The organism is Paenibacillus sp. 2TAF8 (assembly GCF_052114825.1).
Classification (GTDB): domain Bacteria; phylum Bacillota; class Bacilli; order Paenibacillales; family Paenibacillaceae; genus Paenibacillus.
This window is the reverse complement of the sequence record NZ_JBFRFN010000006.1, coordinates 315,627-335,378: the sequence shown is the minus strand read 5'-3', so window position 1 is coordinate 335,378 and position 19,752 is coordinate 315,627. Positions and strand designations below refer to the sequence as shown.

The 19,752-nt window shown below is 48.1% G+C and carries 19 protein-coding genes and 2 other annotated features; of the genes, 5 read left to right on the top strand and 14 right to left on the bottom strand.

Translation table 11 applies throughout. The features are described from left to right. Positions 1-24: 24 nt before the first annotated feature. The 7 genes from groL to AB4Z30_RS11570 form a co-directional block, all read right to left on the bottom strand. Positions 25-1,656, bottom strand: a complete 1,632-nt coding sequence (gene groL / locus AB4Z30_RS11600) for a chaperonin GroEL (RefSeq protein WP_441926365.1) — start codon at positions 1,654-1,656, stop codon at positions 25-27. Between the two features lie 74 nt (positions 1,657-1,730). Continuing rightward, a complete protein-coding gene (groES, locus tag AB4Z30_RS11595; protein ID WP_056694371.1) occupies positions 1,731-2,012 on the bottom strand; it encodes a co-chaperone GroES in 282 nt (93 codons plus the stop codon). Positions 2,013-2,473: 461 nt separating this feature from the next. After that, on the bottom strand, positions 2,474-3,256 hold the full coding sequence (tatC, locus tag AB4Z30_RS11590) for a twin-arginine translocase subunit TatC (protein WP_441926362.1): 783 nt from the start codon (positions 3,254-3,256) through the stop codon (positions 2,474-2,476). Between the two features lie 78 nt (positions 3,257-3,334). After that, the gene (tatA, locus tag AB4Z30_RS11585; protein WP_441926360.1) at positions 3,335-3,583 is read right to left on the bottom strand and encodes a twin-arginine translocase TatA/TatE family subunit; all 249 of its coding nucleotides are present in this window, start codon (positions 3,581-3,583) and stop codon (positions 3,335-3,337) included. Between the two features lie 150 nt (positions 3,584-3,733). Then, the gene (locus tag AB4Z30_RS11580; protein ID WP_017690080.1) at positions 3,734-4,219 is read right to left on the bottom strand and encodes a MogA/MoaB family molybdenum cofactor biosynthesis protein; all 486 of its coding nucleotides are present in this window, start codon (positions 4,217-4,219) and stop codon (positions 3,734-3,736) included. A gap of 37 nt (positions 4,220-4,256) precedes the next feature. Further along, positions 4,257-4,760, bottom strand: coding sequence for a cyclic pyranopterin monophosphate synthase MoaC (moaC, locus tag AB4Z30_RS11575; RefSeq protein WP_441926357.1), 504 nt, complete (start codon positions 4,758-4,760; stop codon positions 4,257-4,259). A gap of 15 nt (positions 4,761-4,775) precedes the next feature. Further along, entirely contained in the window at positions 4,776-5,414 is a 639-nt protein-coding gene (locus AB4Z30_RS11570; RefSeq protein ID WP_441926355.1) for a 5-formyltetrahydrofolate cyclo-ligase, read from the bottom strand. Between the two features lie 275 nt (positions 5,415-5,689). Between AB4Z30_RS11570 and AB4Z30_RS11565 the strand changes: the two genes are divergently transcribed. Next, a complete protein-coding gene (locus AB4Z30_RS11565) occupies positions 5,690-7,654 on the top strand; it encodes an ABC-F family ATP-binding cassette domain-containing protein (RefSeq protein WP_441926353.1) in 1,965 nt (654 codons plus the stop codon). Positions 7,655-8,291: 637 nt separating this feature from the next. Here the strand turns inward: AB4Z30_RS11565 and AB4Z30_RS11560 are convergent. The 7 genes from AB4Z30_RS11560 to AB4Z30_RS11530 form a co-directional block, all read right to left on the bottom strand. Further along, positions 8,292-9,848, bottom strand: coding sequence for a 2-isopropylmalate synthase (locus AB4Z30_RS11560; protein ID WP_441926351.1), 1,557 nt, complete (start codon positions 9,846-9,848; stop codon positions 8,292-8,294). A gap of 280 nt (positions 9,849-10,128) precedes the next feature. Continuing rightward, positions 10,129-10,468, bottom strand: a binding site (T-box leader). A gap of 59 nt (positions 10,469-10,527) precedes the next feature. Continuing rightward, positions 10,528-10,890, bottom strand: a binding site (T-box leader). Between the two features lie 324 nt (positions 10,891-11,214). Continuing rightward, entirely contained in the window at positions 11,215-12,273 is a 1,059-nt protein-coding gene (tsaD, locus tag AB4Z30_RS11555) for a tRNA (adenosine(37)-N6)-threonylcarbamoyltransferase complex transferase subunit TsaD (RefSeq protein ID WP_441926349.1), read from the bottom strand. Next, the gene (gene rimI / locus AB4Z30_RS11550; protein WP_441926347.1) at positions 12,270-12,791 is read right to left on the bottom strand and encodes a ribosomal protein S18-alanine N-acetyltransferase; all 522 of its coding nucleotides are present in this window, start codon (positions 12,789-12,791) and stop codon (positions 12,270-12,272) included. Before rimI ends, tsaD begins: the two co-directional genes overlap by 4 nt. A gap of 16 nt (positions 12,792-12,807) precedes the next feature. Then, positions 12,808-13,656 carry a tRNA (adenosine(37)-N6)-threonylcarbamoyltransferase complex dimerization subunit type 1 TsaB gene (gene tsaB, locus AB4Z30_RS11545; RefSeq protein WP_441926345.1) on the bottom strand — a complete coding sequence of 283 codons (849 nt, stop codon included), beginning with the start codon at positions 13,654-13,656 and terminating at the stop codon, positions 12,808-12,810. Positions 13,657-13,660: 4 nt separating this feature from the next. Beyond that, complete coding sequence (gene tsaE, locus AB4Z30_RS11540; protein WP_441926343.1) at positions 13,661-14,140, bottom strand: tRNA (adenosine(37)-N6)-threonylcarbamoyltransferase complex ATPase subunit type 1 TsaE; 480 nt, start codon at positions 14,138-14,140, stop codon at positions 13,661-13,663. 311 nt (positions 14,141-14,451) lie between these two features. Further along, positions 14,452-14,631, bottom strand: coding sequence for an H-type small acid-soluble spore protein (locus AB4Z30_RS11535; protein ID WP_441926630.1), 180 nt, complete (start codon positions 14,629-14,631; stop codon positions 14,452-14,454). A gap of 4 nt (positions 14,632-14,635) precedes the next feature. Beyond that, positions 14,636-14,935, bottom strand: a complete 300-nt coding sequence (locus tag AB4Z30_RS11530; protein ID WP_441926341.1) for a hypothetical protein — start codon at positions 14,933-14,935, stop codon at positions 14,636-14,638. A gap of 173 nt (positions 14,936-15,108) precedes the next feature. Between AB4Z30_RS11530 and ku the strand changes: the two genes are divergently transcribed. The 4 genes from ku to AB4Z30_RS11510 all read left to right on the top strand — a co-directional run bounded on the left by ku (position 15,109) and on the right by AB4Z30_RS11510 (position 19,750). Further along, positions 15,109-16,020, top strand: a complete 912-nt coding sequence (gene ku / locus AB4Z30_RS11525) for a non-homologous end joining protein Ku (RefSeq protein ID WP_441926339.1) — start codon at positions 15,109-15,111, stop codon at positions 16,018-16,020. A 506-nt stretch (positions 16,021-16,526) separates the two neighbouring features. Continuing rightward, on the top strand, positions 16,527-17,396 hold the full coding sequence (locus tag AB4Z30_RS11520; RefSeq protein ID WP_441926337.1) for a VOC family protein: 870 nt from the start codon (positions 16,527-16,529) through the stop codon (positions 17,394-17,396). A 236-nt stretch (positions 17,397-17,632) separates the two neighbouring features. Continuing rightward, a complete protein-coding gene (locus AB4Z30_RS11515) occupies positions 17,633-18,730 on the top strand; it encodes a GerAB/ArcD/ProY family transporter (RefSeq protein WP_441926335.1) in 1,098 nt (365 codons plus the stop codon). A 63-nt stretch (positions 18,731-18,793) separates the two neighbouring features. After that, positions 18,794-19,750 carry an ATP-dependent DNA ligase gene (locus tag AB4Z30_RS11510; protein ID WP_441926333.1) on the top strand — a complete coding sequence of 319 codons (957 nt, stop codon included), beginning with the start codon at positions 18,794-18,796 and terminating at the stop codon, positions 19,748-19,750. Positions 19,751-19,752 lie beyond the last annotated feature (2 nt).

The following is a 19,752-nucleotide window of genomic DNA, read 5'->3' as shown; positions in this document are numbered from 1 at the left end:
CATAACGAAGGTTTTACAACCTTATTACATCATGCCGCCCATTCCACCCATACCACCCATATCAGGCATTCCAGCAGCGCCTGCAGGTTCTGGCTTATCAGCGATAACCGCTTCAGTTGTCAGGAACATTGCGGCTACAGAAGCAGCGTTTTGCAAAGCATAACGCGTTACTTTAGCAGGGTCAACGATACCTGCTTCGATCATGTTAACCCATTCGCCAGTCGCAGCATTGAAACCTACGCCCGTTTGTTCTTTTTTCAGACGTTCCACGATTACGGAACCTTCTTCGCCAGCATTAGCTGCGATTGTACGGATTGGTGCTTCCAGAGCTTTCAGGACGATGTTCACACCTGTTTGCTCGTCACCGGACAATGCTACACCAGCAACAGCATGATATACGTTCAGAAGCGCAGTACCACCACCGGATACGATACCTTCTTCAACCGCAGCGCGAGTTGCGTTCAGGGCATCTTCGATACGCAGTTTGCGTTCTTTCAATTCTGTTTCAGTTGCCGCACCGACTTTGATTACGGCTACACCGCCGGACAATTTAGCCAGACGCTCTTGCAGTTTTTCTTTGTCGAACTCGGAAGTTGTTTCTTCCAGTTGAGTACGGATTTGGCTAACACGTGCATCGATATCGGATTTGTTACCAGCACCGTCAACGATGATTGTGTTTTCTTTAGTTACACGGATTTGGCGAGCTGTACCCAGTTGTTCCACAACAGCGGATTTCAGGTCCAGACCCAGTTCTTCCGTGATCAATTGGCCGCCAGTAAGGGCAGCGATATCTTGCAGCATCGCTTTACGACGGTCACCGAATCCTGGAGCTTTAACCGCTACAGCATTGAATGTACCACGCAGTTTGTTCACAACCAACATCGCCAGTGCTTCGCCTTCGATATCTTCAGCGATCAATACGAGTGGTTTACCTTGTTGTACGATTTTCTCAAGCAATGGCAAGATGTCTTGCGTGCTGGAGATTTTCTTGTCTGTGATCAAGATGTACGGGTTATCCAAAACAGCTTCCATTTTGTCCGTATCTGTGATCATGTATGGAGAGATATATCCGCGGTCGAATTGCATACCTTCTACCACTTCAAGCTCCGTAGCGAATCCTTTGGATTCTTCAACAGTGATAACACCGTCTTTACCTACTTTTTCCATTGCTTCAGCGATCAGTTCGCCTACTTCTTCGTCAGCTGCAGAGATTGCTGCAACTTGTGCGATGGATTGTTTTGTTTCGATTGGTTTGGAGATGGCTTGCAGTTCAGCTACCGCAGCTTTAACCGCTTTGTCGATCCCTTTACGGATACCGATCGGGCTAGCGCCTGCAGTTACGTTTTTCAAACCTTCTGTAATCAGGGCTTGAGCAAGTACTGTTGCAGTTGTTGTACCGTCACCGGCAACATCGTTAGTTTTTGTTGCAACTTCTTTAACCAGTTGTGCACCCATGTTCTCAAATGCATCTTCCAGTTCGATTTCTTTTGCAATTGTTACACCGTCATTCGTGATGAGCGGGCTTCCGAATTTTTTCTCCAGAACCACGTTACGGCCTTTTGGTCCGAGCGTTACTTTCACTGCGTTAGCCAATGCATCCACACCACGAAGCATGGAGCGACGAGCGTCTTCACTGAATTTAATGTCTTTAGCCATTTAAGAAAACCTCCCTAGTATATTGTGTAAAATGATACTGCTATATGGTTCGGTTAACCGATTAAAATTTGAAATTAGTCGAGAATCGCGTGAATGTCGCTCTCTTTCATAATCAAATATTCTTTACCTTCGAATTTGATTTCTGTACCGGCATATTTGGAGAAAATAACGCGGTCTCCTTCTTTCACTTCCAGAGCTACACGTACGCCGTCTTTCAGCACTCCAGCGCCAACAGCAATTACTTTACCCTCTTGCGGTTTCTCTTTAGCAGAGTCCGGAAGTACGATCCCGAAAGAAGTCGTTTGCTCTTGCTCCAGTGGTTCTACCAATACGCGTTCACCTAAAGGTCTGATCATGAAAAATAGCCTCCTTTTGAAATTATATAGCCTTGCATTTGTAGGTTGCAGCCATATGTATTAGCACTCGACAGTGTTCAGTGCTAACAACCAACTTTATGATACTCAACTTGAAGCATGATTTCAAGTCTTTTTGATGAATTCTTGCGAGAATTTACGTTGAATTTACATCCATACAGCTTGACCACTTATATCCAGAAGCCAAATCACGCCTGACACAGCTGGATGAATGTTACATTCACGCTTCTATTTTACGAGATTCGTTGCCTTAGATGCAAACTTCGCCCCTCATCCCTTCTCCATTGTATCCATTGACCGGCATAATATGCCTGCGTGTCCACTCCGTTCTTCCTTTCGAACGGAACCCAAAGACCCGGAGCAGACCAAAACGTCTTCACCGGGTCCTATACTTATAACGAGTGAACTAGCTCTCCACCTGAACTCACCAACCCTGGACTTTTCTATCCTGAATGTTGGTTGTCCTCTTTCCGCACATAACGGGCTTCAATCTCTTGATCCGCTGCAAGCTGCTTGCGATACACAATTGCGGATAGAAACACACTGATCTCATACAACAACAATAGCGGAATCATGACGAGCAGATCGGATATTAAATCTGGCGGCGTAATGACCACTGCAATAAAAATCAGTACAAAATAAGAAATTTTGCGCATTTTACGCAGACGAATCGGATTGAGAATGCGCAGCCCCGTCAGGAACATGATGAGCAGTGGCAACTCAAACAGCAGTGACACTGGCAACACAATGCCAAACAGGAAACTGAAGTACTGCTGCATACCGTATGTCTCGACAAGCCCCATTTTCTCCGTAATCGTGGTTGTGAACGCAAGCGCCATTGGAAAAACAACATAATACGAAAAGGCGACGCCCACCAGAAACAGCAGAAATACATAAGGTACATACTTCAGAGATGCCTTACGTTCTTGCGGCCGCAGACCAGGACTAACGAACTTCCAGATCTGATACACCGTAAAGGGCAACGTAATGATAATCGAAAAGAGTCCAGCAATCTTCATATAGATGCCAATACCGTCCCAGAAGGAGAACGCATGCAGTACAAAGCCTTTGGCCGTCTCCGCCTTGGTCAAATAACGATAAACCGGGTCTGCCACGAAGAATCCAGCGATCAGTCCCAGAATAAAAATGCTCAATACATAGATCAGCCGCTTGCGCAGCTCACTCAGATGTTCGGTAAGCGTCATTTCTTCATTTTGCCGCGTCATGCCTGCCTCCCCCTGGAATTCAGCTTTAAAATACAAAACCCTTCCGGCAGGAAGGGGTCTCTCTCATAGCCATAAATCTTATTCCGGCAGGCGTTTATCTACAGGTTTATCAGCAGCCGTTGTATCTGTTGCCACGGGTTTCGCTTTTTCCTGCTCTTTGCGACTGGAAGCATCATCGTCCGAAATAATATCACGCGCGCCTTCCTTGAACTCACGGAACGTACGTCCGACAGCCCGTCCCAATTCCGGCAGCTTGTTAGGCCCAAACAAAAGCAATGCAATCACGGCCAGCAAAATAAATCCTGTTGGTCCAATCGAACTTAACATTGATCTTCCTCCCTGTTTCAAGCGTTCAACATACGCTTACCCGAAGTCATGTTCACAGATGTCTGAACTATATTTGGATTTATGCCCATCATACCACAGATGTAACCACTTACATAACCCGTAAAATGTTATAACTGTGCTTTATTTTCCTTACTGCTTGAATTGACCAGTAACCATCAGGAGTGCTTCCGGAAGCTGATCCATAATGGCTGCCAGATGTTCGTGCACACCCTTCGGCGTACCCGGCAGATTCACAATCAATGTGCGGCCACGAATCCCGCATACCCCGCGGAACAACATCGCAGAGCGATTTTTGCTCATCACACTGTATCTCATCGCCTCAGCCATACCAGGAACTTCACGTTCAATGACCCTTCTGGTCGCTTCAGGAGTAATATCCCGAATGGCCAGCTCCGTTCCACCCGTTGTTAGTACGAGATCGGCGTGAAAATAATCGGTCATCTCGATTAATGCCGCAATAATCTCATCGGGCTCATCCGGAACGATTCGATACTCCACGATCTGACCACCAAGTTCCTCTTCTACAAGTTCCCGTATCACTTGCGCGCTTGTATCCTCACGTTCTCCACGGGCCCCTTTGTCACTGGCTGTCAGGATTGCTGTTCTCCACACCATAAAGATCACCCTTCTCCTCTATGAAAATAAATATCCGTTATCGATTGAAATCACCGTTTTTACCACCGCTCTTGGACTGCAGCATCGTTGGGCCGATGACCATATCTTTTTGCATCGCCTTACACATGTCATAAACCGTAAGTGCCGCAGCCGAGGCCGCCGTGAGTGCCTCCATCTCGACACCTGTTTTGCCTTCTGTCTTGACGGTTGCTTCGATATGGAGTTCGTCCACTCCATTATCATGGAAACGAATATCAACACCATTCAGTGCAAGCGGATGACACATCGGAATCCAGTCAGACGTCTTCTTCGCCCCCTGAATACCCGCAATCTGAGCAACCGCCAGCACATCTCCTTTACCAATACGACCCTGACGGATGGCTTCCAGTGTATCGGGGTTCATCGTGACTTTCGTTACAGCGACAGCGGTGCGCACCGTCACGTCCTTACCCGAAATATCCACCATCCGGGCTCGTCCTTGTTCGTTAAAATGAGTCAGCTTCCCACTGGAAGATCGACCATGGTTTACTTCCGAGTTCAATCACATCACAACCCTTTATTCGATATGTAATATACCTTCGGGTGTTATCAACAGATTCAGCCGCAGATCAAGTGGATCCATCGGAATTTCCGGCTCCAACTGGCCAGGTAATACCAAAGCAGCCATGAGAGGTCTTTTGCTTCGTTCAGCACACTGCATCTCAAGCTGCTCTGCAAATCGGTCATAATAACCGCCACCGTATCCGATGCGTCCTCCTTGAAGGTCGTAACCCAGTCCCGGTACGAGCACCAGATCCAGATCGGGCCAGTTCTCAGGGTGCAACACTTCACAAGATGCCTTAGGTTCAGGTATGCCCCAAACGCCTGGTTCAATATCCTCCCGGCTCGTTACTCGCCGCAATTCCATCCGAGGCGGGTCAGCGAGTACTTTGGGCGCTAGCAACATATCCCCCTGCTTCCATCCCTCTTCAAAAAGAAAAGCGGTGGATGCCTCACTCCCATAGGACAGATAGCTGAAAATATTCAGCGGCTTACGCATGTGCCTGTTCTTGCTCAACCGCAGGCGATCCAGCTCACGCTTCAGTCCGTCATTCATTCGTGTGCTGGCCTCCTCCCGCATCTGCTCGTCCAATCGATCGCGCAATTTTCTGAGCCGGGAGCGAAGTTGCTTCTTCTGTTCCGTACGATCCTGCATAATACTGACGAACCTCCTGTTGATCTGGAAGGTAAGAAAATAATTCATGCCATTATTTATATGTTAAGACAAGATGTTATCTGGATGATCAGTTAAAATGATTCATTTTCTGCAAAATCCTCATGGTATAACATGTCTTCTTTCAGTTTATCATTGATTGACCAAAAAGACTACAAGCCGGAGCCGTTCCCAATCGGTGCATTTGCTCTGTATTTCATGTAAACTGGGATGTAAGTGTCTATATCAGAACTCGACTTATGGAGGAACTTAATTCTATGTTGCTGCAAGTATCCGGAATTATTAAACGTTTTGGTGTCGATCCAATCCTGGACGGCGTGAACTTACAAATATTAGAGCGTGAGCGCATCGGCCTGGTTGGTGTTAACGGTGCAGGTAAATCGACTTTGCTCAAAATAATCGCCGGGGAGATGTCCTATGACGGCGGACAAATCTTCAAATCCAAAGAAACTACGCTTGGTTACCTCGCTCAGAACAGCGGCCTGCAGTCCAATCGCAGCATCTGGGAAGAAATGATGCATGTCTTCGCGCATCTTACCCAGACCGAAGCAGAGCTGAGACAGATGGAGCATGATATTGCCGATCCTGCATTAATGGAAGATGAGAAACGCTATGCTGATCTGTTGGAGCGCTATGCAAGACGTTCAGACTGGTTCAAAGATCATGGTGGTTACGAGATGGAAACGCGTATTCGCAGCGTTCTGCACGGTATGGGTTTTGGAGAATTTGCACCTGATACCCCGATTGGTACCCTCAGTGGCGGACAGAAGACCAGACTCGCATTAGCTCGCATTCTGTTACAGGCTCCTGATCTGCTCATGCTGGACGAGCCGACGAACTATCTGGACATCGCTACACTTACATGGCTTGAGGATTATCTGAGGGGATACTCAGGCGCACTATTAGTCGTATCCCATGACCGGTACTTCCTAGACAGACTCGTAACTAACATTGTTGAGATTGAACGTCATCGCTCCAAGAAATATACGGGCAATTACAGCCGCTATATGGAGCTGAAAGCAGCCGAGTACGAGATTCAGATGAAACAATACGAGAAACAACAGGACGAAATCTCCAAGATGGAGGACTTTGTTCAAAAAAATATCGTACGCGCTTCGACAACGAAGCGTGCCCAGAGTCGCCGCAAAGCACTGGAGAAGATGGATCGTCTCGACAAACCGCTCGGTGATCTCAAGAAAGCCCACTTTTCCTTCGAAACTGCCGTTATGTCCGGCAAAGAAGTGTTGCGTGTAGAACAATTATCCGTTGCGTATGAAGAAGGTTCGCCTCTGTTCCGCAATGTGTCCTTTGATCTAAGACGCGGCGAAACCGTTGCACTGATCGGGCCGAACGGAATTGGAAAATCGACGTTGCTGAAGTGCCTCACCGGAAGTCTTCGTCCTGCGCAAGGCGATATTCAGTGGGGTACCAAAGTACAGATCGGTTATTATGACCAGGAGCAGACTGGACTGAATCCGTCCAACACCGTGCTCGAAGAGCTGTGGAGTGCTTATCCGGGCATGGAAGAAGCGCGCATTCGAACCGTACTGGGTAACTTTTTGTTCAGCGGTGATGATGTGCTCAAAAAAATTTCCTCGCTCAGCGGTGGAGAGAAGGCTCGTGTGTCTCTGTCCAAACTCATGCTGAAGGAAGCCAATGTGCTTATTCTCGATGAGCCGACGAACCATCTCGACCTCTTCGCCAAAGAAGTACTGGAAGCTGCTTTAATGGATTACGAAGGTACACTGCTCTTCATCTCCCACGACCGGTACTTCCTGAACAAAATGGCGGAACGGATCGTTGAGCTTCATCCTGGAGGTACCGAGCACTACCTCGGTAATTATGATGATTATGTGGAAAAAAAACAGGAACTGGAAGACATTGCACGCGAAGCAGCGGAAGCCCGGCAAACATCTTCAAAATCTGCTTCTACAGCAACTTCAAGTGTAAATCCAGCAGTTTCCGAGAAATCCGGTGCAGCTTCTTTTGAGGCAGATAAACAGGCGAAGCGCGAAGAACGAAACAGACAGCGCAGACAGGAAGCATTGGAGCAGCAAATTGCTGAACTGGAGTCCGAGATCACATCGCTGGAAGAACAGATGGCTTTGCCCGAAGTTTATCAGGATTATATGAAACTGCAGGAATTGCAACAGTCAACTGAAGAGCACAAGACACAGCTGGCTGAGGCTTATGAGGAATGGGAAACGCTGGCGATGGGATAGAGGATCTTAGTGAATAAGGAAAGAGATGGCCTAGTTACCCTTATTGTTGTGCTTGTGGAACACATCGAATAAATTATAAATGAGGCCCCGCGATACGAACGTAACGCGGAGCCTCTTTGGGTTAACAGGACAACAACTGTATACAGAGAACAGACTGACTTGAAATGCCTTTATAATACGCACCCCAACAACTCGCTCGAGATCAATAAATCTTGTTTTCACATTTGTCAAATATACTTGAATTACGTAAAATATTTTTGTGAAGACTCACCTCAGTTTTATCCACAAGAGCGAGCACTAATTCACGACTCATTTCACGTAATCAAACGTTGGTAGAATAAGCTTTGTATGAAAAAACCATATTTATCCACCGTTTTATCCACATTATCCACAATATTGTTGGTAACTCAGATGCATTCTATCCCCTGCAAACAACTTGTTTCGAAAACACTCGTTGCAAGACTTGACCTCAGTTACCCACAAATTACACTGGATATGTGGATAACTGTAGTCACATCTTGACAAATCCGATTATCGCTATTTGATTTTTCGTTTATTCCATTCCGCCCAAACCATGGGGAAAGAACCCCTCTTTAGCTCTTTTTTTGCTATATCATCCCCTTATTTCTAAGGCATCTTAATGTACAGATACCTCTTCACTTTCCAGAGATTCCGCTTTTAGTCCGGCTGCGTTACATGCCGCCACATACGCCAATCCTGCGGCCATAACGATATCATGGTGCGTTGCCGTTCCTCTGAACTCTCGGCCGGCACGTTCTACCGTGATCACGGCTTCTGCACTGGCTCCCTCTCCCCCACTCAAGGCATGCATCTCCATGTCTACAAATGTAATATCGTCAGAAATACACTGCCCAATGGCCTGAATTGTTGCATCTACAGGGCCTTTTCCTACAGCAGAATAAGAATGTTCCCCTGCACTTGTGCGAATACGGACCGCAGCCATACGGTCTGTCATGCTGCCTGCAGTAACCTGCAGTTCAAGCAATTCATAGTCCTGTGCCGGAATATTCATCGTTTGGCTTACCATTTGCAGCAACTGGTCATCACTCACCACTTTTTGCTGGTCCGCAGTGACTTTGAACACTTCGTACAACTGCTCCATTTGCTGTTCATCCGGTTCAAATCCGTATTTGCGTACCCGATCCTTCAGAGCGTGACGGCCGGAATGTTTACCCAAAATAATCATACTGCGCGGAATGCCCAGTGCTTCCGGGTCCATAATCTCATACGTGTTGCGGTTCTTCAGCAAACCATCTTGGTGAATGCCCGACTCATGCTGGAAGGCGTTGCGTCCAACAACCGGTTTGTTATAAGCAATCGGAAAGTGCATGGCCCGGCTGATCTGGCGAGATGTCTCATATAGCTGGTTCAGCTTGATATTGGTCGTTGCTCCAATCACATCTCCGCGTGTTTCCAGCGCCATAATCAGTTCCTCTAACGCGCAATTTCCTGTCCGTTCTCCTATTCCATTGATGGTCACTTCGATCTGTGAAGCACCATTGGCAATGGCAGCCAAACTGTTCGCCACCGCAAGCCCCAGATCGTTATGACAGTGCGCACTATAACGCACTTTATCTCCACCTCTTGCTCCCTCACGCACTCGTCGGAACATCTCTCCATACTCATGCGGCAATGCATAACCAACCGTATCTGGCAGGTTGATAATGCTTGCCCCTGCCTCAATGGCCACTTCGACCATTTCAATCAGATCATCCATCTTGGTACGCGCAGCATCCATCGCCGTGAATTCCACGGTATCCGTAAACTGACGTGCGTAGGAAACCATCTCCCGGGCCGTAGCTACCACCTCACTGCGAGGCCGGCGCAGCTGATGCTCAATATGAATATCCGACGAGGATATAAACAGGTGGATTCGGCGCCGGGCAGCATCTGCGGTAGCCTTCACCGCAGAATCGATGTCTCCTTTGACCGCGCGTGCAAACCCGCAGATTTCGACCTGCTGCAATTGTCTTGAGATCGCCTGAACCGCCGCAAACTCCCCTGGACTGGAGATTGGGAATCCAGGCTCAATGACGTCAATGCCAAGAGCTGCCAGCTGGTGAGCCAGTTCTATTTTTTGTTCAGGATGCAGGCTGGCTCCGGGTGCTTGCTCTCCATCTCGCAGTGTTGTATCAAAAATTTCAATCATGCGTTTATTCGGGTTTGTTGTCATTTTCATCAACCTCCATTACATTTTCGGGATATCGTTTTGCCGGGTCCATAATAAACCTGCCTATGCTGGTTTATTATGGAGATAGGCTTTTGATCTCCATCCCATTCTGCTCTGCTATGTTTGTTTGGTAGAAAAGTGATGTTCAATGGTTGGTTCAAAGTGTACGTCGACTTACACTCTGAAATGCTTCTGATTCGGACTGATGCCATGTGCATCCCATATGGTTGTAGCTTTTGCCCACCCTGCTGCCGGCAGCAATACAAATAACCCGCCATCTCATCAAAGAGACGGCGGGTTATTCTCCCCTCCGCGGTACCACTCTCGCTTGATAGCCCAGCCTGCGCTGACACCATCCACCTCGTGTTCTCGTGAAATGCATTGAACTACGCAACATTCTGCGTTAATTCAGTCATTGAATTCAAGAGAAACTCCCTGTAACGGGGGTTAGCCGTTGCCATGTACACATGGGCTTCCTCCTTGAAGGCAGCGGTTAAGCCTATCCCATGTTTCCAAAGCTCTGTTCCCGGGCGAGATTCAAACGTTTCCAGCCACTGCGTCGCACCACCCCGCAGCTCTCTGAGCGCCATCGTCGTTCTACTGCTCCCGTTCATTACATTTGTTTATATGTTAATATTGCTCCAAAATTGAAATCAAAAAAGCCTGCCTTCTCCTGCATAATGCAAGAGACGACAGGCTGTTCACCATCGCGGTACCACTCTTGTTGACTCCCATCCCGTTCAAACAACGGTCTGAAAGTCCCCTCAGTATTGTCCATCGATTCCTGAAACTTAACACTAGTGTAACGGAAGTTGTCTCCGTTTCATTCTAATCCTAAGTAAATCGATCACAATAACCCTTTCACGGAGGCAACCCGTAACGATATACTTCCGACTAGTTTCAGCCTTCGGCTGTCTTCTTGAAATAGCCGTGTTCCATCGTTCCGCTTCCAGGTGAGTTTCAGGTTTCCTTCGGCTGCGTTGCACCATCCCGCAGCTCTCTAATGACCGGGAGTGACCTTACTGTTCCTGTTCATCGCGTTTTTCGGTTCAGGAGATAATTCCTGTTTAATTTTGTAACTAATATACATTCTTCACAATCCGCTGTCAACCATTCATTTCAAAAATGAACAATCTCTTTGCAGAACAGGCTATATAAGTTGAACTAAAGATTTTACACATTTCACTCCGATAACAGAAGAACCTTCCAATCGCTGTTATCCCCAGATTTTTTTGAATTCCCTTCTCCAAAGGGAAAAATCCAGTGATAAAGGCGAGTGCTTCGTTTTTCCAGGTTTTTTCTGTCCTCTCCGTTAAAGTGCAAAAGAATAGTTTATCTTATATACGTTACGTTTCGCTCCCAGAGAACTTTACCCTTCGGATTGTACCGACCAAGCTTCCAGAGAAAGTCCAGGGTCTGCTTTTGCGTCAAAATCAGTGCCCTCGCCGCGAATCCATTTCAGATGTGCCGCCGCGCCGATCATGGCTGCATTATCCGTGCAGTATTCCATAGGCGGAATGACAAGTTCCAGCCCTTCCTTCTCACAGCGTTCTTGCAGAGCCGTCCGCAAACCACGATTGGCGGCAACCCCGCCGCACAGAAGTAACTGGCGTGAACCATATTCACGAACAGCACGTACCGCTTTTTCCACCAACACTTCAACGACAGCTTCCTGAAAACCGCGCGCTACTGCAGACGGCTCCAATGTTTCGCCGCGCATCTTGGCCTGATTCAGTGCGTTAAGTACAGCCGATTTCAATCCACTGAGACTGAAGTCATATGATCCCGCTTCAAGCCACACCCGCGGCAAAGGAACCACATCCTTAGCTTCCGACGCCATACGGTCTACATGCGGCCCTCCTGGATAAGGGCATCCGAGCGCACGAGCTACTTTATCATATGCTTCACCGACAGCATCGTCCCGTGTGCGGCCAATCAGCTTGAATTTGCCCTCTGACTCCAGATGCACAAGCTCTGTATGTCCCCCGGATACGACAAGAGCCATCGCCGGATATTGCAGTTCACGCACAAGACGATTCGCATAAATATGACCAGCAATATGATGGGTGCCGATGAGCGGTTTGCCAAGCGCCATCGCCAGCGTTTTGGCTGCGACGATACCCACCAGCAGCGCGCCGACAAGTCCAGGCCCCTGCGTGACTGCAATTGCGCTCAAATCACGCGGACGAATGCCGGACTGCTCAATAGCCTGTTCAAGCATCAACGTGATAACTTCAACATGCTTGCGTGAAGCCACCTCGGGTACGACTCCGCCAAACGCTTTATGTGTCTCGATCTGACTAGAGATCAGATTGGAGAGCACCTCACGCCCATCCTTTACAACGGCTACCGATGTTTCGTCACAGCTTGTCTCTACCGCCAAAATATAGGATGGCGTTCCGCCTTGATTATCTATAAGATCGTTCATGAATCCACTACGCTTCCTTCCTCTTCGCCGCTCCGGCCTGCAGGCGGAAGCACCGCCCACATGATCATTGCATCCTCTCCGTTATCGGAGTAGTACCCTTTGCGCAGACCTGCCGATTCAAACCCTTTTTTCTGATACAAATTCTGAGCTACGATATTCGACACCCGAACCTCCAGTGTCATTCGCTCCATGCCGAGATAGGCTGCCGTCTTCATTAGCTCGTCCAGCAATTTTTCGCCCAGCTTGCGGCCCTGGTATGCTTTTCTCACCGCGATATTGGTAATGTGTGCCTCATCCATAATGGTCCACATGCCCGCATACCCAATGGCAGTGCCGTCCAGCTCCATGACCATATATTTAGCAAAATGATTATGCTTCAATTCGTTGTGAAAAGCCTCTTCTGTCCAAGGGAGGGTAAATGCCTCATGCTCAACCTCCATCACGTCAGGAATATCTGCCACCGTCATGAGCCTGAACTGAAACCCTGTTTCCTGTCCTTCATTCGCTACGTTGTCCATCCACTTCCCTCTCCCTTCAGCCTTTGCGCAGCAGGTTGGCTTCCGCTTCGGACAGCTGGGTGTAGTTCGGCACCAGGGCATGTACGTCATCGCGCTGACCTGCAAGCAGCGCTTCGGCGCCGAGGCGCCCAATCCAGCGGCCTTCCAGCTCATACGGGACGAGATGGAGCGCCGTTTCTGCGGGGCAGCGGAGCTCTGCCGCTGCCGCCGCATGCTGGCCCGTCTCGCCGACAATCCAGACGGCAGCGGGCCGCTCTTCCGGCGCCGCCTCCGCCAAGCGGGCGGCGAGCTCTTCCAGCCATCCGTGCATCTCACGGATGGCATCCGGCGCCAGCCGGCGGGGCGCAGCGCTGCCGGCAGAGGCGAACAGCGCGGTATAGGCTTGACCGCGCCGCGCATCCACAAGCGGAACGATCCAGTGGACAGCGGCGGCACCCGTGCCGCCCTGGTCCGCGGATGGCGTTCCGCCAGCCCCGGCTGCGGCATCATCTGCCGCAGCTTGCGCCTTGGCGGCGAGGCCGCTGTACCAGCCGCCCCAGGCGAGGGCCTGCAGGCTGGACACCCCGGCAACGGGGATGTCCCAAGCCCAGGCCAGCGTTTTCGCCGCGGTCACCGCAATGCGGATGCCCGTGTACGAGCCTGGCCCAATACCGACGGCGATCCCGTCCAGCTGGCCAGGCTCTGTGCTACTGGCAGAAAGCAGCTGCTCCATCACAGGCACAACGTGCACCGAGTGATTGCGCTCAGCACGTTCATTGCGCTCTTCCAGCAGCGAACGTTCTTCCATCACCGCTGCGGCCATCACTGCGGTGGATGTATCCAACACCAAAAACCGCTGACGCGGCTTTTTTTGCAAATCTTCCATTATTTTAAACTCCATTCTGTCTGAACTGTTCGCATAGTGAAGCATACACCTCACCGTACCCATCCAGCGTTATCGTTCGATCTTCAAGTCCTGTCGTCTCAATCTGCACATGAAGATGCTCTTGCGGCAGCAACTCGGGAATGATGCTGGACCACTCAACCAAACTAACCCCCGTACCGTAAAAATACTCTTCAAGACCCAGCTCGTCCGCTTCTTCCAGCGAAATGCGATATACATCCATGTGATATAGCGGCAATCGCCCCTCGTATTCCTTGATCAGCGTGAAAGTCGGACTACTCACGACACCCTTCACACCCAAATGCCAAGCAAATTTCTGTGAAAAAGCGGTTTTACCCGCGCCCAAATCGCCATCCAGTGCAATGACCATTCCGGCATGCGCCTGCGCCGCAAGTGCGGACGCAAGCCTTTCGGTATCTGCAATGCTATGGGACTCATATACCCACTGCTTATGCGTCTGATTCAATATACGCCCCACCTTTGACGGTTCCCCGTCTGAGTTCACTTTTGAACCTATTATATCGGTCCCTTTCCTTGCCCGCAACATCGAAGGAACATTCTATAAAATCTAGGACTAATAACCATCTTCTATGTAATTCTCTGAAAGGATCATAACGAAAACAACCGGCACCATCCGGTACCGGTCGCACTTAACGATTTCCAATAGATCATCGCTGGTCTTACCCCATTATCTCATCCGGTATACTTCTACGACACTTCGCCTAAAATATCCCTGAATCATCCTGTATTTATACAGTACTTGTCACATTTTTATTGCTACTCCTCCTCCAGACGATCCACACGCACCGTTTGGGTATTGCCCGGTCTGCTACCCACCTGTACAGTCGCCATACCGTTGGCCTCATCTACATTTTCTATCCAGACAGGTTCTCCTTCAAGTGTCACAGCAATGGTATCTTTGGCATCATAAATCGCTTTAGCCCGCTTTGCATCCATCATATTATTCGTAGTCTCCTTCCGGATCTTCGTTATGCTTTTCCTGAACGATCGTATCTGTCGTACTGTCACCAATATAACCATTATCCTCCGTCACCTGACCGCCACCTAATCCCTCGTTCACCATACGATCGATATCCAGCATAAATGATTCACGATCCAGCGGTAGCTTTTCCGAAGTCACCGCTTCCCAATTTACATCGGCTGCTGGCGTATAAAACTCTTCTCCACTCTCAGCATCCTCCAGAGGATAGGGCGTGAACGTGTGCTTGTGCGCCTCTTCCTCATCTCGTCTGTTCATCATCTGGCACCTCCCCATCATGTTTCCGTTATCATCCCCGACTCTTGCAGAACCATTCAAAATGCTGGAGAGCAATCTAGATATCCCAAAACATCATATGATCAAGGGTTTTACGACTATCCCTTACAACACCTGCCCATACTATTAACAAAAAGAACTCGAAAGGAGCCGCCCTTATGCATACGGTCTGGAAAGGTGCAATAAGTTTCGGTCTCGTACATGTACCTGTCAAAATGTTCTCGGCTACCGAGGACAAGGATATCTCCATGCGTTACATTCACAACGTCTGCGGTAGTCCACTTGCTTATGTACGCCAGTGCCCTTCCTGTGAAGTTGAAGTGAAATGGGAAGAGATAACCAAAGGCTATGAGTACGAAAAAGGTAAATTTGTTCTGTTCGAAAAAGAAGAGCTCGAAGCACTTAACGAATCCAGCAACAAAACCATTACCATTCTGGATTTTGTGGATTTAACTGAAATTGACCCAATCTATTTTCAAAAGACATATTACCTCTCTCCCGATCAGGCTGGTGGAAATGCCTACCAATTACTCATGAATGCTATGCGGGATACAGGCAAAATCGGTATTGCCAAAATCTCGATTCGATCCAAAAGTAGTCTGGCTGCCATCCGGGTACTAGAGGATTGTTTGTCAATGGAAACTATCTTTTACCCGGATGAAATCCGTCCGGTGTCTCAGGTTCCCAATCTTCCCGAAATACAAAATGTGAACGAAAAGGAACTTACGATGGCTAAACTGTTGATCGACCAACTATCCACTCCGTTTGAACCTGGCAAATACACGGATGATTACCGAGCCAAATTGCTTGATCTCATTCAACACAAAGTCGCAGGTGAGGAAATCAAGATCGCTCCGGCCAAACCCGAAGCCAATGTAATGGATCTTATGGCTGCCCTTCAAGCAAGTATCGAAGCAGTGAAGCCTGTTCCTGCAGACCCTGGATCAATCACGGCCAAGCCCAAAAAGCGCATTCCGCGAAAAACAACCGTGCAGGCGGCTGCCGGAGGTGAAACCGATACACCTGCTGCCACGAAACGTAAAAAAGCCCCAACCAAACCAAAAGCGTAATCTATGCATGCTGGTGAAGTAGGACCAAGTCCAAAAGATGCATGTTCTGTCGACTCCCTGTTTTTATTTGCTCGCCTAGCTAGGTTCTCTGCTCATGTCTAACGAACCGTTATTGGGTCACATTAGCCAAAAACGACTTTCTCCCGGTTCGTTAGTAGTCGGCAGAATCCATTTTATTTATATATATCAATATCCTCGTCTCATCTACTTCGCGCACCTCCAGATCACTTAGACATTTATGACTATGGACAATCTACATATTTCGGATAAAGTTATTGACTAAAGAAATTAAATATTTTATATTAACTTATGAAAAGTAACTTATTTATTTTTATAAAGTGATTTATAACTAATTTTCAACATTTTGAAGTTATACACTACTTCTTCATTCGATTCCCGATACCAAGTACGCAGAACAAAATTGATATTTGCAAAATATATCCCCTCGTAATTTGTTGAACGCAGAACGTCCAACATCAAGCATCCATCATAAGGAGGAAATAACTATGAGTACCACATATCAAATTCCAGCCACTACCCACTTGGGTGAAGTGAGTCTCAAAATCAGTAATCTAGATCGATCCATTCAGTTTTATACGGACGTTGTCGGCCTCAAACTGCTGACACGCCAGGAGCATATCGCTACAATGACCGCTGACGGAAAAACCGTCCTTCTTCGCCTTGAAGAAGTAAAAGACAGCATCACTTTGCCCGAGCGATCCCATGCGGGCTTGTACCATTTTGCAATCCTGCTACCTGATCGTAAATCGCTAGGACTTGCTATTCGTAATCTTGTCGCATCCGGGATCGATATTGGCCAAGGGGATCATCTGGTGAGCGAAGCGTTCTATATCTCTGACCCCGATCTTAACGGGATTGAAATTTACGCTGACCGTCCTCGTGAAACTTGGAAACGGGATGTTGATAATAATTACATCATGGCGAGTGATCCGGTAGATGTGCAAAGCTTATTTGATCTCTCAGCTAATGAAACTTGGACCGGCCTGCCTGCTGGTACCGTTATTGGTCATGTTCACTTTCACGTCCGCAGTCTGGAAGAAGCCCGCAGCTTCTATACAGGCGTGCTCGGATTTGATATCGTGGGCAACTTTGCCAACATGTCAGCATTGTTTGTTTCTGCCGGCGGTTACCATCACCATCTCGGGCTGAACATCTGGGCTGGTGTCAACGCTCCAGTTAATCCTTCCAATGCTACTGGCATTGACTATTTTGCGATTGTGTATGCCGAGCCCGAAGAGGTGGAACAAGCCGTTGAACGTTTACGCCAAGCGGGCTTTGAAGTAACCCGGGATGCCGAAGCATGGTATGCGGTGGACCCACAAAATATCCGAATCCGCTTGGTTTCAGCAGCATAAAGTCTAATTAGTGTTTTTTTAGACGCAAGCTGCTGCCATCCACTTATTCAGCCGACTTTATTCGCTGCTCCTTCTTTTGACAAACGTGTTACTGCAAAAAGCCTGCCCAGGTTCCTCCAAAGCTTCCTCAGGAGAACAGGGGTCAGGCTTTTTTAATATGTTCACTGATAAAACTGGAAGTATTGGTACATCCTAACCCAGAATTAAACATTGTCAGACGAAGGAGATTTATTGGAATGATTGAAAAGGGACGTTTGACCGTCAGGCAGCTTGCTTCGCTGATGTTCCTTTGTACAATCGGTGAGCAGATCCTCTTTTTCCCATCGATGATCACATCTTTTGCTCAGCAAGATGCCTGGATCTCTTCCTTAGTTGGCGTAGGAGGCGGAATAGGCATACTTCTTATCACGCTCGCTGTATATCGCTTGGATCCGCGTCTGAATTTAATTGAACATGCGCTACGGGTACTGGGGCCTTGGTTGGGAGCTGTTGTCAGCGCATTCTATATTTTTTATTTTCTGATTGGTGCATCGACATTTATTCGTGAAATGGGAGACTTTATGACGACGAACATTCTGAGAAATTCGCCATTATGGGTGTTGCACCTGACATTTATCTGCGCTCTGACCTGGGGATTGCGGTCGGGACTGCCTAACATGGGACGGACTGCCGAAATCCTGTTGCCTATCGTTGTCCTGTTCTTGATTATTCTCACCCTATGTCTACTCCCCAAGGCAGAGTTCGATAATATAAAACCCATTCTTGGTCAGGGATTGCTTGGTCCTTTTAAAGGTTTTATCGCTGTACTTACATATCCGTATTGTGAATTATGTATTTTCATGATGTTATTGCCTTACACCGAGCAACGCCCTCATCTAAAAAGAGATTTTTTGCTCATGGGTATGATCGGCGGATTAATGTTAACGCTAATCATAAGTATGTGTCTGCTTATTTTAGGGCCATTCATGACACAGCATTACTGGTTCACGTCGTTTAATCTGTCCCGTTTGATTAACATCGGGAACTTTTTCGAACGCATCGAGGCTATTATGGCTTCCGTATGGATTATTGCTGTCTTTTTCAAAAGTGTGCTCTTTTTCTACAGCTTTGTGCTTGGCCTAGCTCATCTATTTCGGTTGTCCAGCTATCGGAATTTAATCTTTCCAGCCTCACTTCTTATCTTTGCCTGCTCCATACTGATCGCACCAACTGAAACTTTTTATCTTAAAGTGATCATTCCGTACTGGATTGACTGGGATTTAACTTGCGGTATTTTCCTTCCACTGCTGCTGATTCTGGTTCATCATTTTAAACAACGGTTGCAAAAAAATTAACCTTCTCCACCCACTTGGTTTAACCCGAATACACTGTGGCTGGTTGAGGGAAAGGAGCAGTACATGTTCAAACCCGTCATTCCCTTTGAACCCATATCCAGGGACACGCTACCTGCAGGCTCGCAATGGGTTGCACAGATCAAGTGGGATGGTGTACGTATGCTCGCTTATGAGAACGGGCAGGAATTGAGGCTGATCAATCGCAGGTTACACGACCGGACGACCCAATATCCCGAACTTGTGCAACCTCGCAATCTATGCGCTGGTGCCTCTTATATTCTGGACGGCGAGATCATTGCGCTCGATCCAGAAACAGGCCGGCCCTCCTTTTATCATTTGCTTCGCCGGGATCGGATGAGCAAGCCGGATAACATTGCTCTGGCCACACATCAGATCCCGATTACTTATATGGTATTTGACATTCTTTTTTATGATGGAAATTGGGTAACCAATCAGACACTGTCAGATCGCCAGCAGCTACTCCACCAAGTGCTCCATACCAGCCCTCAAGTACAGGAGGTTACCAACGCACCGGATGCAACAGCCCTGCTTCATGTCATGAGGCAGCATCACATGGAAGGCATCGTCTGCAAAGACCTCTCCAGCACCTACGGGATCGGAGGAAAAGACTCCCGCTGGCAGAAAGTCAAAATCATGCATGATTTGTATGCCATGATCGGGGGCGTCACATATCGTGATGGAATTGTGAATGCCGTTGCGATCGGCGTATATGACGGGCCTCATTTTATTTATATCGGTCATGTTGGAACAGGGAAGCTAAACATGAACCGCTGGCGAGAACTCACTTCACAGGTGCAGCCACTCATTATCAAGGAAAGACCGTTCCATAACGTTCCTGAGCGCAGCGCAGAGACAACTTGGGTAAAACCTGCGATTGGACTTAAGGTGCAGTATATGGAACTGACACATCACCGAACGTTACGGCATCCTAGCATTCAGACTTTCGCAGACGTGACTCCGGAAGACTGTCTGGCAAACCAGCTTCAGCATGAAGATTAAAA